Source organism: Nitrosomonas limosa (genome assembly GCF_054188085.1).
The window spans coordinates 2,369,542-2,383,460 of record NZ_CM135180.1 but is presented as its reverse complement, the minus strand read 5'-3'; the positions used below and the strand labels follow the sequence as shown (position 1 = coordinate 2,383,460).

The window sequence follows — 13,919 nt, the reverse complement described above, 5'->3', positions numbered from 1 at the left end:
ATTTTGCGTAGTTCAGGAGGGTGTCCTAGATTTTGTGTAAACGGTTGTTAATAATGCCGAGGCATTCTTTCGTTAAATTGAATAGTAAACCTGTTTAGTGCAGGTTTCCAATCTCTTAGTGGCATAGACCATTTTTTGGCGATATTGCTGAGAGCCAAATAGAACAATTTGATCACGGCTTCATCGTTGGGAAACGATCCGCGGTTTTTGCTGACTTTGCGTAGGCTCATATTGACTGACTCAATCGCATTGGTGGTGTAAATAATGCGCCGTATCTCAGGCGGGTAGTCGAAGAATGGAATGATGCGTTGCCAATGATTGCGCCAAGATCGGGCGATTGGTGGATAAGCATTGTTCCATTTATCTTCAAAGTCCGCTAGCGCTTGCTCAGCCTCATCAATCGTGGCGGCGCTGTAGACCAAACGTAAATCAGCAGCTACTTCCTTGCGTTTATTCCAGCCGACGTAGTTGAGACTGTTACGAACCATGTGCACGATACAGAGTTGTACAATGGCATGTGGATAGACGGTTTCAATCGCTTCGGGAAAGCCCTTTAAGCCATCAACACAGGCGATAAAGATATCTTGCACGCCACGATTCTTGAGTTCAGTGACAACGCTGAGCCAGAACTTGGCACCCTCGGTCTGAGCAATCCATAAGCCCAGTATTTCTTTATGACCCTCCATGTTAATGCCGATCGCCAGGTAAATCGCTTTGGTACGAACGCTACCAGCGTCACGAACTTTGGCATGGATACAATCGAGATAGATCACAGGATACACCGCATCGAGAGGCCGCGATTGCCACTGTTTTACTTCATCCATTACACCGTCAGTGACCGTAGAAATGAGCGTAGGCGATACTTCTGTGCCATACATTTCAGTGAGGTGCTGCTGGATTTCACGCGTCGTCATGCCACGGGCATACAGCGAGAGGATCTTGTCATCAAAACCCGCCCAGCGGGTCTGATGCTTGGAAATGATCAGAGGTTCGAAGCTGCCTTCACGGTCACGGGGGATCTCGATGGGTAACTCACCGAATTCACCTTTCAGGGTCTTACGGCTTTTACCATTTCTGGTATTGCCAGTGGCATTGTTTACCGTTTCGTGCTTATCGTGACCAAGATGCTCGGCCATTTCTGCTTGCAAGGCACGTTCAACCAACGCTTTGGTGAGTTGCTTGAGAAGACCATGCTCACCGATTAAATCTTCTGGCTTTTTGTAATCGGCTAGCAGGCTATCAATTAAGCCGGTCGGCAGGGGTTTGGGTGTGGTCATTTTTACTCCAAAAATATAGAAGCAGTTTCCTGCAATATGACCATTTACACAAAATTATTTACACCCCCTAGTTCAGATATTTCGAACTCGACTTGCCGCTTTTCAAGTGCCTCTTTAATCAAATCTTCAATGTGTTGAGTATCCATGGCGATCCTTTAGTATTTCTAATATGTTCTCAGAACACAATCCAGATAATTTCCTGCCCTCCGAAAGTACCCGTATTGCTTGCTGCATAAATTATCTACAGAGATTACTGATACTACACATTCGCATCTTGAATAAACCAGGAAGTGTTAATTACTTGTATCGACGACATTCTTTGCCGTCGCGTCGTACAGACTTCCAGCAGCGTATTTATGAATGATGCTGGCAATCAAGGTTTGATACGGCATGCCTTGTTCCATCGCCCGTCTTTGAATTGCCGTCAGATCTCTGCCGGAAATTCTGATGTTGATCCGTTTGTCTTTTTTGAACGTTTGCGCTGCCGCTGCCTCGATCATTTTTTTGCGCGACGGCGTCAATCCGGATTGAAATTCATCCGACTCGAAAGCTTCGAGCAACGCTTTTTCTTCCAACTCCAGCTTTGTTTTTTTCATCGTTTGTCACCAAAGTATTGTTTTGTCGCCTTTCGGCTAGGGATGATTGTTTTAAGGAATATTTCTTCTTCGTTTTCCACATAAGGAACCAAATAAACATATTCACCGATCGAGACTACAAAAATCCGTTGCTGCGGATACTTATCTTTATTCGGATGGAACATATCGTCCAGCAATCCACCCGATTGAAGCGAAAAAATAACGCTTTCAAATGAAATATTTCTTTCTTCGATAAGCTTGCGATTTTTGTCAGCATCCCAGTTGATCGGCTTCATGCGGAAAACTATAACACAATTGTGTGCCTATTGCCCTCAACTTTGATGCTACCGCCAAATTTGAATGATCGGTTTCCATTGGTCATGAGATATGCTGCAAAACTTGATGGCTTATGATCCCGGGAATTTAACTGACAGCTTAACCCGGAAACCACAAAGTTAATACCGATCGCTCAAACTCCCGGCAGGTTGAAACCATTGCGATAAATTTTCTTTGTAAAATTTTCGGATTGTTTATAATGAAAACCATGAAAGCGCACAATTTCAAATGGCTATTGGTCTTTTTCATGCTGTGGTTCCCGGTGCAGGGTGCCGTCGCGGCTATTTTGTCGGTGTGTGTGCAAGAAACCAAATTCGATCAACCGCGCGCGGCCATCGACAATCCTCATCACCACGATGGCTGCCACAAGCAAGCGGCTGAGAATACAACCGATCATTGGCTTGATAGTCTGCCGTGCGACGATACTTCTTGTAATGCTTACAGCAGCACGCCAATTGTTTCCGGCACCGCGCCATCAGTGACTGCTCATGCGATTTCCGCAATTACTCCCTATGAATCCGGCTTCACTTCTTTTGTACCGGATCAACCGCAACACCCTCCTCTGATCGTTTCCTTGTAACAGCTTGCCGGTCGTTCAGGCGAAAGAAAAACGAGTTAATTCGCATTCATTCCGTGCATTCTTTATGTCACGGAAAATGCAGCGCAGCGATGATCACTGGTTTTGGTGCATCATTGGCAGAATCGATCAAATGATGGTCAGGAGGCAAACATGTTCCTTCCAATTAAGGATAAGCATCAGCAATTGCAAAATTTCACTGGGTGGTTGCGATGAACCGCACCGAGATGCTGTTTTTATTGTGGATTGCTACCACAGCGCTCGCACAAGCCCAAGAGCAAAACATCCCACCTAACGGCACGGATTCCCGCGTTTTTTCACCGTTGATCAAGGAGACCACCGATGCAGCCCTAGTAGTGCATGATGTACCGTTGATGTCGGATCTAATCGCAGAAACCTTGGCAAACAATCCCGAAATCCGTGCGGCAGCGCAGGAGCGCGAGGCTGCGCAGCAGCGCATCGCCCCGGCCGGCGCGCTGGACGACCCGCAAGTCGAAATCGGCGTGTTGTATATGCCAATTGCCGCATCGCCGTTCCGTACCGAGGATATGACGATGAAAATGATCGGCTTGGCGCAAACATTGCCTTTTCCGGGCAAGCGCGATCTGCGAGAAGCGGTGGCCAGCAAGGATGCAGAGGCCATTGAATTCGGTTATCAGGAAACCGTTAACCGCATCGTGCACGACCTCAAAACCGCGTATTTCGATTTTGGATTAACGCTGGAACTGATCAAGCTGGTCGAGAAAAACAAGCAAACGCTCGAACATTTCTTACGCATCGCGGAACAACGTTATCAAGTCGGGCAAGGCAGCCAGGCGGATGTATTAAAAGCGCAAACCCAAGTATCGCGCATGACGGACAGGCTGATCGACCTCGGGCGCGAGCAACGCATATTCGAATCGAATTTGCTGCGCGCATTGGGACGTGGTTTCGGCAGCCAAGCGCCGGTGCCGTCGCAGGTACAGCTTTATCACGAACCGGCGCTGAAATTCGAGGCGCTGTATCAAGCCGCTTTGATTCAACGTCCGCGTTTGCTGGCGCTGGCAAGTCTGATCGCGCGCAGCGACAAGGTACTGGAGCTGGCGAAGAAAGATTATTACCCCGACTTCACGCCGCGGGTGATGTACGGGCAGCGCGACAGCCGCCTGGACGGCACCGGACGCGCCGATGAAGTCAGTTTCACCGTGACCATGAATCTGCCAGTGTGGCGCAAGAGCAAACTGGAGCCGCGCGTTTCCGAAGCACTGGCGCTGCGCGATCAGGCGATGAGCCTGCACCAAGCGCAAATCAACGAAATTGCCGCGACATTGCGGCAGCAATTGGCTATCGCCGAGCAAAGCTATAAATCGGCGCAACTGTATCAATCGACCATCCTGGCGCAAGCGCGGCTGACCGTCGAATCGTCGCTGGCGGCTTATAAAGTCAATCGCGTCGACTTCCTGACCTTGCTCGATAATCAAATGACGGTGTTCGATTACGAAACCAGCCTGGTCACCGCAGTCGCCACCTACCACAAATCGCTGGCCGAAATCGAACTGCTGGTCGGCAAGCGTCACGACAAGCACCGGTAAGGGAGATCATCATGAAATCAACAGCTAAAATTTTGCTGACAGTTTCAACCATGGCAGCCTTGCTGTTTGCCGGTTATTGGCTGGGCAGCACGCAATCCCAAAATGCCGCAAACGGTGTTGCCGAGGACACGGGGAAAAACAGAAAAATTTTGTATTACCGCAATCCGATGGGATTGCCGGATACGTCGCCGGTGCCGAAAAAAGACCCGATGGGCATGGATTATCTGCCAGTTTACGAAGGCGAAGAACAATCATCCAGCGATCCCGGCTGGGTAAGTATCAGTCCCGATAAAGTGCAAAAACTCGGGGTGCGCACCGAGACTACCGCGATGCGCGAGCTGATGCGCACGGTGCGTGCGGTGGCAACGGTGCAAACCGATGAGCGCCGGCAATTCACGCTGGTGACCAAGTTCGAAGGCTGGATACAGCGGCTATATGTCAATACCACCGGTCAAGTAGTGAAAAAGGGCGATGCATTGATGGATGTTTACAGCCCCGACTTGATTACCGCGCAGCAGGAATATCTGATTGCGCTGAAAGGCCTGCAATCGACCGCCGACGGTACGCCCGACGTGCGTCAGGCAATGCAGCGCCTAGTGGAAAGCGCGTTGCAGCGGCTGCGCAACCTGGATATCGCGGAAACCGAAATACGCCGCCTGCAACGTGAAGGCCAGGTGCAGCAATACCTGACGCTGCGCTCCAAAGCCGACGGCGTGGTGCTGGAAAAGATGGCTGTCGAAGGCCAACGCTTCATGCCCGGCGATACCTTGTACCAGATCGCCGATTTGTCGCAGGTATGGCTGCTGGCCGATGTGTTCGAGCAGGATCTGGGCATGATCCACACCGGACAATCGGCGACGGTGCGCGTCGACGCCTATCCCGGTAACGTGTTCAACGGCGAAGTGGCGTTCATTTATCCGTCGATCACCCCGGAGACACGCACTGCGGTAGTGCGCATCGTATTACCCAACCCAAACGGTTTATTGAAACCGGCAATGTACGCGCGCGTCGAGTTCGCTTCCTCGCATAGCAAGGACAAGGTGCTGACGGTGCCGGATTCCGCCGTGCTCGATACTGGCACCCGGCGCGTGGTGCTGGTCGAACGCGGCGCTGGCCTGTTTGAACCGCGCACCGTCAAACTCGGCTTTCATGCCGACGGCTACGCCGAAGTGCTGGGCGGATTACGTCTCGGCGAAGCGGTCGTGATCAAGGCGAATTTCCTGATCGACGCGGAAAGCAATTTCAAAGGCGCTCTCAGCGGCTTCGGCCACAGCAGTTTTGAAGCGGTGGCGCACGAACACGATGCTGCCGGATCGCACGCCGGTGAATCCACCCGCACCACGCATCGCGGCGAAGGCCTGATCCGCGCGCTGGATTTCGCGCACGGCGTGGTTACATTGGCGCACGAACCGATCGCCAGTTTGAATTGGCCTGCGATGACGATGGATTTCCGCGTGCTCGAACCGTCGCTGCTGTCAGCGTTCAAGCCGGGGCAACACATCGTTTTTGAGATGGCGGAAGAATCCGCCGGCGAATTCGTGCTGGTGCATATCGAAGCCGCCGAAGCGCATCACGATCATTCAGCCCATTGAGCGAGGGAATCATGCTGAAAACAATTATTGCATGGTCGATCCGGCATGTGTTTCTGGTGCTGCTCGGCACAGCTTTTATCGTCGGCTGGGGGATTTATTCGCTATGGAAAATGCCGGTCGATGCGATTCCCGATCTGTCCGACGTGCAAGTCATCATTTATACCGAATATCCCGGTCAGGCGCCGCAAGTGGTCGAAGATCAGGTCACTTATCCGTTGACCACGGCGATGCTCGCGGTACCACGCGCCAAGGTAGTGCGCGGCTTGTCGGCGTTCGGCGTGTCATTCATTTATGTCATTTTCGAGGACGGCACCGATATTTATTGGGCGCGTTCGCGCGTGCTCGAATACTTGAGCTTCGCCGCCAACCAGTTGCCGCGCGACGTGCGTCCGGCGCTCGGGCCTGATGCCACCGGCGTCGGCTGGATTTATCAGTACGTGGTGCAAGGCAAAGAGCGCACGCTCGACGAATTGCGCACATTGCAGGATTGGTTCTTGCGCTATCAACTCACCACCACCGAGGGCGTATCGGAAATCGCCAGCGTCGGCGGTTTCGTCAAGACTTACCAAATCACCGTCGATCCGCGACGTCTGCAAGCCTACAACATTCCGCTGAAACGCATCACCGAGGTTATCGCCGAGAGCAACCGCGACGTCGGCGGGCGCGTGATCGAATTGACCGAAACCGAATATATGGTTCGCGGGCGCGGCTATTTGCGCGGCATCGCCGATCTTGATAATCTTGTGGTCAACGCGCATCAAGGCATGCCGGTGTTGCTGCGCGATGTTGCCCGGGTGGAATTGGCGCCGAGCGAGCGGCGCGGCATTACCGAACTGAATGGCGAAGGCGAAGCGGTCTCCGGAATTGCAGTAGCTCGCTACGGCGAAAACGCGCTGGACGTGATTCACAATCTCGAGCAGAAACTCGAACAAATCCGTATCGGCTTGCCGGACAACGTGTCGGTGGAATCGGTGTACAACCGCTCGGAACTGATTCATCGCGCCATCGAAACGTTGCGCGAAGTGTTCATCGAACAAATCGTCATCATCGCGCTGGTGTGCGCAATTTTTCTGATGCATGTGCGCAGCGCCCTGGTCGCGATCATCATGCTGCCGATCGGCGTGTTGATTGCGTTCATCGCGATGACGTATCTGGGGATCAATTCGAATATCATGAGCCTGGCCGGTATCGCGCTGGCAATTGCGGAAATGACCGACGCCGCGATCGTGATGGTGGAAAACGCACACAAGCATCTGGCGCGCGCCGGGCCGGGGGAATCGCGCGTTCGCGCAGTGATCGCTTCATGCCAGGAAGTCGGGCCATCGCTGTTTTTCAGCCTGCTGATCATCACGGTGTCGTTTCTGTCGGTATTCGCGCTGGAAGCGCAGGAAGGCCGCATGTTCCAGCCGCTCGCGTATACCAAAACCTTTGCCATGGCGGGCGCGGCGCTACTGTCGATCACGCTGGTGCCGGTATTGATCTTGCTGCTGATCCGTGGGCGCATTCCGCGCGAGGAAGACAACCTGCTCGGGCGCATCATGATCCGCAGTTATAAACCATTGGTCGGTTGGGTGTTGCGTTGGAAAAAGTCGATTGTGGTGATCGCACTCGGCGTGCTGGCCGCGACGGTTTATCCGGCGATGCGGCTGGGCAGCGAATTCATGCCAACCCTGAACGAGGGCACATTGCTGTACATGCCCGTGACCCTGCCCGGCATTTCCGTGACCAAAGCGGCGGAAACCATGCAAACGCAAAATAAACTCATCATGAATTTTCCCGAAGTCGCGTCGGTGTTCGGCAAAGCAGGCCGCGCCGATACCGCCACTGACCCGGCGCCGTTGGAGATGACCGAAACCATTATCAACTTGAAACCGGAAAACGCTTGGCGGCCCGGCATGACCATCGACAAGCTGATCGCCGAACTCGACCAGGCGTTACAAATCCCCGGCGTCGCCAACGCCTGGACCATGCCGATCAAAAACCGCATCGACATGCTCGCGACCGGCATCCGCACGCCGGTCGGCATCAAAGTGTTCGGTAACGATTTGAACCAGATCGAAGCCATTGCCAAACAGATCGAAGCGGTAGTCAAAACCGTGCCCGGCACCACCAGCGCTTACGCGGAGCGCATCACCGGCGGCTATTACCTCGATATCGAACCCGATCGCATGGCGCTGGCGCGCTACGGCCTGACCGTCGGCGATTTGCTCGACGTGATATCGGTGGCTTTGGGCGGCGAAGTGATCACCACCACGGTAGAAGGCCGCGAGCGTTTCGACGTCGCCATCCGCTATCCGCGCGAACTGCGCAGCGACCCGCAAGCCATTGCCACGCAAGTGCTGGTACCCGCGATGGGCGGCACCATGATCCCGCTCGGGCAGCTCGCCGCGGTCAAGCTGATGCAAGGCCCGCCCAGCATCCGCACCGAAAACGCATTGTTGTCGGCGTATATCTTCATCGACATCCGCGACCGCGACATCGGCGGCTACATCGCCGACGCGCAACGGGCGGTGCGCGAACAAGTGCAATTCCCGCAAGGTTATTACGCCACCTGGAGCGGACAGTTCGAATACATGCAACGCGCCACCGAAAAACTCAAAATCGTCGTGCCGCTGACGGTGTCGCTGGTGTTTTTGCTGGTGTATCTGAATTTCGGACGCCTGACCGAGACGCTGATCGTGATGCTGTCAGTGCCGTTCTCGCTGGTCGGCGGCATCTGGCTGATGTATTGGCTCGACTACAACCTGAGCATTGCCGCGGTAGTCGGCTTCATCGGCCTGATCGGCATCGCCGCCGAATCCGGCATGGTAATGCTGGCATTCATCGACCAGGCGCTGACCACCATCGCGCGGCAGCGCAAAGCGATGGCCGAGCAAGTAACGTTAGCGGATTTGTACGACGCCGTGATTCAAGGCGCCGTATACCGCATCCGCCCGGTAATGATGACCATCGCCGGCAGCGTCATCGGCCTGCTCCCGGTCATGCTCAGCACCGGCACCGGCTCCGAAATCATGCGCCGCATCGCCGCTCCCATGGTCGGCGGCATGGTCTCCGCTACGATCCTGACGCTGATTATTTTCCCGGCGGTTTATGCGGTGGTGAAGGAGATTCCGTTGCGGCAAATGGGGCAGAAAAGAAGGCAGCAGTAGGGTGGATAAGCGTAGCGCCATCCACCGAAGATTATGCGTTAGTGTGGATGGGTATTAGGATTTCAGTTGTAAAGCCTGACCCCTTGTAAAAATATAGATGTAATGCCCATTCGCTATTGTTCTCTATCTACTTACATGTAAGAATTTCTAGCGTTGTTTACAGTATTCAGGAGAATACTGTAGATGAACATACACAAACGTACTCGCCTAACCTTATTGGATCGTCAGGAAATTTGGCGGCTATATCAAACCCGGCTGTGGAAGGTAGCGCATTTGGCAGAACACTTCCACGTCAGCCGTCCAACGATTTATGACGTACTGAAACGCGCCAGGCTACAGGAATTTACTCCGCGTGACAGTACCAATCAGCGGTTCAAGACGTTGCAGTATGGCCTTAAACGTTTGGCCAAGATCGAACAAACCATCCAGGAACGTCTCAAGCGTGAAGCCAAGCGCTATAACAAATCTTACCCAGGTGAGCTTGTTCACTTCGATACCAAGCGACTTCCCTTCTTGAAAGGGCAATCCGCCAATGAACCTCGCGAGTACCTGTTTGTGGCCATCGATGATTTCTCCAGGGAGTTGTATGCCGATATTTTTCCCGATAAAACCCAGCATAGCGCTGCTTCCTTTCTTACAAACACCGTTGCTCAATGTCCTTACCAGATCGATTGCGCTTATTCCGATAACGGTACGGAATATAAAGGAACTGACGACCATGCTTTCGGCAAAGCTTGCAGGCAGCACGGTATCGGTCAGAAGTTTACCCGTATCAATCGTCCGCAAACCAACGGCAAAGCCGAACGAGTCATCCGCACCCTGATGGACATGTGGCACAGCCAGATTTCCTTTAAAGACTGCGCCGATCGGCGTATTCAGCTTTTCCGTTTCATTAACTTCTACAACACTGTAAAACCCCATAAGAGTTTGAATAATGCCACCCCTTATGAAATACTCATCGCTTATTTCAATCAACCTCTCTGTAAACAACCCTGAGATTTCTTACAACTTACATGACAAAGGTCTAGTGTGTTTTGTAACCACGATACTAAAATGATTAATCGTTATGTTCAATATGAGTAATTTCTTCGCCTAAAATTTGATTGGCTTCATTGCTGAGTTCTAAAGAGTCAACACCGACTGAAATTGAACCATCGATATTACATGAAAAATTTACTATACTACCTATAGCTAAGGGATTATTATTATTACTGATTTGAATATTTTTAGGATTATTTTTTTCAGCGAGGAGGACTGGTGTACCTGAATATAAATTTCTATTGTTCATGTTTACCCTAAGTGATTTATTATTACAGACAAATTCTTTAGTTAAATTTGAACATTTAAGCGTGAAATAATTTATGTACGATTTCTCAATAATACAATCAAAATTTTCTCTACCAGTGAGTATGTCAGTCTGATTTACGCCAAGATAGACGTGTCTATTTTTAAACCCTTCTCTAGTTTCTCTGTTTACTAATGGGCTAAATCCTTTAATTCTTTCCAATTTTTCTTTATCCCCTGTTTTTAAGATAATATCAAAAATAGCTGTATCACACCCTCGCTTTATTAGTTTTGGGCTAAGCTTTGTGTCATCTTTTAAACTTTTATCCATATTACAAAATTTTGAATTTACGTCATCTAAATCAAAGTATGAAAACCTTTTGTGATTAAGTGGAATAAATCTTACTTCGTACTCATCCTGATCACATTTTATTTTTGTTTCTCTAAAAGGCATTGACTGATGTTGTTTGTCTTTTACCAATTTTGGTATTTCTTTATCCTGATCAAATAACTGATGTAAGCTTGCAAAGACTCTTCTCTTGTCATTAAGCTTTAGGCCGTAATAACTACCAGTTTCAATGCTTGTAATGTACGCAGCTCCTGCCTCTTTCCATTTACCATCTTTAACCCAAAGTTCGCACACGCCACTGTGTTTGCCTGAGTTAGCGAAACTATTTGAACCTAGTGTTATGATAGTAAAGATTGCTATTGCAAAGATTACTTGTTGATACATTTACTATCCTTTTTTTGTGTGCTGTTAAATATCTATTAAAGTACAGTAGGTTGGAGCGGCATAAGAGACTCCAGCATTTCCGTCATGCCGCTCGCAATCCTAGATTCCCACCTGCGCGGGAATAACGATGCACAACACCCTGATGATCAAGCATTATCATTTAAATAACGCTTCCCGAATCATAAGGGTCAGACTCAATTGATCCTGATAATGGATCTCTAATCGATATTCTGGCCCCGGCCTTGTTTTCCACTACTCTTAGCAAATTGCTGCCACAAATTCATTAAAAGCCAGCAACTTCTTTTAATTACTTGTATCGACGGCATTCTTTACCGTCGCGTCGCACAAACTACCGGAAGCGTATTTGTGAATGATGCTGGCAATCAAGGTCTGATACGGCATGCCTTGTTCCATCACCCGTCTTTGAATTGCCGTCAGATCTCTGCCGGAAATTCTGATGTTGATCCGTTTGTCTTTTTTGAACGTTTGCGCTGCCGCTGCCTCAATCATTTTTTTGCGCGACGGCGTCAATCCGGATTGAAATTCATCCGCTTCGAATGCTTCAAGCAGCGCCTCTTCTTCCCTATCCAGTTTTGTTTTTTTCATCGTTTGTCACCAAGGTATATTTTGGTCGCCTTTCGGCTGGGTATGATTGTTTTAAGAAAAATTTCTTCTTCGGTTTCCACATAAGGAACCAAAAAAACCATTCACCGATCAAGACAACAAAAATCCGTTGCTGCGGATACTTATCTTTATTCGGATGGAACATATCGTCCAGCAATCCACCCGATTGATCGGCTTCACGTCCAAAACCATAGCACAATTGTGTGCCTATTGCCCTCAACTTCGATGCTGTCGCGAAATTTGAATGATCTGCGCTCCATTGGTCATGAGATATGATGCAATACTTGATGGCTTATGATTCCGGGAATTTAATTTACATTAAGCACAAAAAATTATGCATTTGCGTCATATTGCACTGGCCATCGCGGTAGCGATGATTTGGGGATTTAATTTTGTGATGATCAAAGCGGGGCTTGAGGAGCTGCCGCCGATCCTGCTGTGCGCGTTGCGTTTCTTTTTTGCCGCATTTCCCGCGATCTTTTTTGTTCGACGACCGGCAATCGCTTTCCGGCAGTTGATGGCTTTCGGGTTCACCATGTTCGCATTGCAATTCACCCTGCTATTCTTCGGCATGGCTGCCGGTGCTTCCCCTGGTCTGGCGTCATTGTTGCTTCAGGTGCAAGTATTCTTCACGGTGTTGCTGGCGGTGTTTTTCTTGGATGAGAAACCATCGGGCTGGCAAATCACCGGTGCGAGCATTGCATTTTGCGGCATCGGTTTGGTCGCTGCCAATGTCGGCGGGGATATTTCGGCATTGGGCATGGCGTTGATCATTGCAGCGGCTGCCTCGTGGGGCGCGGGTAATTTGATTTCCAAACGGCTCGGTCAAATCGATATGTTCGCACTCGTGATCTGGGGTAGTTTCGTCGCGTGGCCTCCGCTGCTGCTGGTATCGTTCATGGTTGAGTACAGCGCTTGGAATCTTGACAGTCTATCCAGGCTTACTTGGCTATCAGCTGCGTCGATTGGATACAATGCCTATCCGGTTACCCTATTAGGGTTTGCGGCATGGAATTGGCTTTTGAGCCGCTATCCGGCCGCAACCGTGGCGCCATTCTCGCTGTTGGTACCGGTATTTGGATTCGGAAGCGCAGCGATCGTAATGAATGAGCCCATTCATCCTTGGAAACTCGGCGCCGCCGCTTTAATCATGGCTGGCTTGTGCATCAACTTGATCGCTAGCCGCTTAGCTTCGAATAAAGTGATGAAAAGCTAACAGAATGATGTGATGCAGCTTCTGCGGCAATAGTCAAAGGGCCTTGCACCATTCAATATCCACAAAGCGATATCTCAATTTCCAGCTTAAGATTCCTGTAATGGCATGACACGCAAAACCCGCATGAAATCTTGCAAAAGCTATCTCGAAACACTCTCAGATTATTAAGCTTCCTAGTTGTTTTATAGGAAATATTACTGAAGTTATTAGTACGAATTCAACACAACCTTACCATAGTCAGTCAAAACACAACGCTTTAGTATGCACAACCTAGAAATGACGAAAGTTATTTTTAAGAATTCAAAGTAAGCAGTTCAATTAATGATAATTCTAGGAGAAGACAATGCTACAAAACATCAAACTGAAACTTGTTGCAGCAGCCGCTTTACTGTTTAGCTCAACCGCATTTGCCGGTTTTGGCAACTTTCCAGGAGACGGATCTGTTGGAAATCCATACGAATTAGGTAACATCGGCCCAGCCCCAACAACATTGTCCGCATTGTTGATCGGTAGCACCGGAAGCTCATTTGAAGAATATGCAAATTTCACAATTCCAACCTTTTCATCCACTACGGGTTCTGCTTCAACCCTATTCCTGTCTTTAGGCGGTTTTGTTGTTAACGATATCACCGGCTTTGCAGTTGAAGTGTGGAATAACACCCATCCAAACGGCACGACTTTGATCGCATCCTTTACCGATGACGGCTTAACCCATTCGCTCGGCGATCTTCTTCCTGGCCAATATCATTTGGATATTAGCGGTACATTTGGTGCTAACTTAGGTCAATATTCCGTTTCATTGCAAGCGTTACCAGTACCAGAACCTGAAACCTATGCCATGTTGCTGGCCGGTTTGGGATTGGTTGGTTTCTCAGCACGCAAACGTAAATTCGCTTAATTAACCGGTTTAATCTAGACTAGAGCCGCGAGGAGTTATTCCTCGCGGCTTTTTTATTTCACTTGTCCGCAACCTATGTGAATAATC

13 protein-coding genes are annotated in these 13,919 nt (G+C 50.0%); 7 read left to right on the top strand and 6 right to left on the bottom strand.

Going from position 1 to position 13,919, the window contains the following annotated elements; all coding sequences use genetic code 11:
- Positions 1–47: 47 nt before the first annotated feature.
- The 3 genes from ACV7NC_RS11035 to ACV7NC_RS11025 form a co-directional block, all read right to left on the bottom strand.
- Positions 48–1,277 carry an IS256 family transposase gene (locus ACV7NC_RS11035; protein WP_458152621.1) on the bottom strand — a complete coding sequence of 410 codons (1,230 nt, stop codon included), beginning with the start codon at positions 1,275–1,277 and terminating at the stop codon, positions 48–50.
- 293 nt (positions 1,278–1,570) lie between these two features.
- On the bottom strand, positions 1,571–1,873 hold the full coding sequence (locus tag ACV7NC_RS11030) for a hypothetical protein (RefSeq protein WP_292916966.1): 303 nt from the start codon (positions 1,871–1,873) through the stop codon (positions 1,571–1,573).
- A complete protein-coding gene (locus ACV7NC_RS11025; protein WP_292916965.1) occupies positions 1,870–2,148 on the bottom strand; it encodes a BrnT family toxin in 279 nt (92 codons plus the stop codon). Before ACV7NC_RS11025 ends, ACV7NC_RS11030 begins: the two co-directional genes overlap by 4 nt.
- 239 nt (positions 2,149–2,387) lie before the next feature.
- Here ACV7NC_RS11025 and ACV7NC_RS11020 point away from each other — a divergent pair, with 239 nt between their 5' ends.
- From ACV7NC_RS11020 to ACV7NC_RS11000, 5 genes are all read left to right on the top strand, one after another.
- Positions 2,388–2,768 (top strand): hypothetical protein, encoded by a 381-nt coding sequence (locus ACV7NC_RS11020; RefSeq protein ID WP_458152620.1) that lies wholly within the window; start codon positions 2,388–2,390, stop codon positions 2,766–2,768.
- Between the two features lie 209 nt (positions 2,769–2,977).
- A complete protein-coding gene (locus ACV7NC_RS11015) occupies positions 2,978–4,336 on the top strand; it encodes a TolC family protein (RefSeq protein WP_458152619.1) in 1,359 nt (452 codons plus the stop codon).
- 11 nt (positions 4,337–4,347) lie between these two features.
- On the top strand, positions 4,348–5,928 hold the full coding sequence (locus tag ACV7NC_RS11010; protein ID WP_458152618.1) for an efflux RND transporter periplasmic adaptor subunit: 1,581 nt from the start codon (positions 4,348–4,350) through the stop codon (positions 5,926–5,928).
- Positions 5,929–5,939: 11 nt separating this feature from the next.
- Complete coding sequence (locus ACV7NC_RS11005; protein ID WP_458152617.1) at positions 5,940–9,077, top strand: efflux RND transporter permease subunit; 3,138 nt, start codon at positions 5,940–5,942, stop codon at positions 9,075–9,077.
- Positions 9,078–9,260: 183 nt separating this feature from the next.
- Entirely contained in the window at positions 9,261–10,073 is an 813-nt protein-coding gene (locus ACV7NC_RS11000) for an integrase core domain-containing protein (RefSeq protein ID WP_458152616.1), read from the top strand.
- A 61-nt stretch (positions 10,074–10,134) separates the two neighbouring features.
- Here ACV7NC_RS11000 and ACV7NC_RS10995 read toward each other — a convergent pair whose 3' ends face one another.
- The 3 genes from ACV7NC_RS10995 to ACV7NC_RS10985 form a co-directional block, all read right to left on the bottom strand.
- Positions 10,135–11,094 carry a hypothetical protein gene (locus ACV7NC_RS10995; RefSeq protein WP_458152615.1) on the bottom strand — a complete coding sequence of 320 codons (960 nt, stop codon included), beginning with the start codon at positions 11,092–11,094 and terminating at the stop codon, positions 10,135–10,137.
- Positions 11,095–11,397: 303 nt separating this feature from the next.
- Positions 11,398–11,700 carry a hypothetical protein gene (locus tag ACV7NC_RS10990; RefSeq protein ID WP_458152614.1) on the bottom strand — a complete coding sequence of 101 codons (303 nt, stop codon included), beginning with the start codon at positions 11,698–11,700 and terminating at the stop codon, positions 11,398–11,400.
- The gene (locus ACV7NC_RS10985; RefSeq protein ID WP_458152613.1) at positions 11,678–11,917 is read right to left on the bottom strand and encodes a hypothetical protein; all 240 of its coding nucleotides are present in this window, start codon (positions 11,915–11,917) and stop codon (positions 11,678–11,680) included. The genes ACV7NC_RS10990 and ACV7NC_RS10985 overlap by 23 nt, the downstream gene beginning before the upstream one ends.
- A gap of 135 nt (positions 11,918–12,052) precedes the next feature.
- Between ACV7NC_RS10985 and ACV7NC_RS10980 the strand changes: the two genes are divergently transcribed.
- Positions 12,053–12,934, top strand: a complete 882-nt coding sequence (locus ACV7NC_RS10980) for an EamA family transporter (RefSeq protein WP_458152612.1) — start codon at positions 12,053–12,055, stop codon at positions 12,932–12,934.
- Positions 12,935–13,277: 343 nt separating this feature from the next.
- Positions 13,278–13,832, top strand: a complete 555-nt coding sequence (locus ACV7NC_RS10975; RefSeq protein ID WP_458152611.1) for an FxDxF family PEP-CTERM protein — start codon at positions 13,278–13,280, stop codon at positions 13,830–13,832.
- Positions 13,833–13,919: the final 87 nt, after the last annotated feature.

Bases quoted from the DNA above. Each gene is read 5' to 3' on its own strand.
- ACV7NC_RS11035 (WP_458152621.1), bottom strand. From the start codon at position 1,277: ATGACCACACCCAAACCCCTGCCGACCGGCTTAATTGATAGCCTGCTA.
- ACV7NC_RS11030 (WP_292916966.1), bottom strand. From the start codon at position 1,873: ATGAAAAAAACAAAGCTGGAGTTGGAAGAAAAAGCGTTGCTCGAAGCT.
- ACV7NC_RS11025 (WP_292916965.1), bottom strand. From the start codon at position 2,148: ATGAAGCCGATCAACTGGGATGCTGACAAAAATCGCAAGCTTATCGAA.
- ACV7NC_RS11020 (WP_458152620.1), top strand. From the start codon at position 2,388: ATGAAAACCATGAAAGCGCACAATTTCAAATGGCTATTGGTCTTTTTC.
- ACV7NC_RS11015 (WP_458152619.1), top strand. From the start codon at position 2,978: ATGAACCGCACCGAGATGCTGTTTTTATTGTGGATTGCTACCACAGCG.
- ACV7NC_RS11010 (WP_458152618.1), top strand. From the start codon at position 4,348: ATGAAATCAACAGCTAAAATTTTGCTGACAGTTTCAACCATGGCAGCC.
- ACV7NC_RS11005 (WP_458152617.1), top strand. From the start codon at position 5,940: ATGCTGAAAACAATTATTGCATGGTCGATCCGGCATGTGTTTCTGGTG.
- ACV7NC_RS11000 (WP_458152616.1), top strand. From the start codon at position 9,261: ATGAACATACACAAACGTACTCGCCTAACCTTATTGGATCGTCAGGAA.
- ACV7NC_RS10995 (WP_458152615.1), bottom strand. From the start codon at position 11,094: ATGTATCAACAAGTAATCTTTGCAATAGCAATCTTTACTATCATAACA.
- ACV7NC_RS10990 (WP_458152614.1), bottom strand. From the start codon at position 11,700: ATGAAAAAAACAAAACTGGATAGGGAAGAAGAGGCGCTGCTTGAAGCA.
- ACV7NC_RS10980 (WP_458152612.1), top strand. From the start codon at position 12,053: ATGCATTTGCGTCATATTGCACTGGCCATCGCGGTAGCGATGATTTGG.
- ACV7NC_RS10975 (WP_458152611.1), top strand. From the start codon at position 13,278: ATGCTACAAAACATCAAACTGAAACTTGTTGCAGCAGCCGCTTTACTG.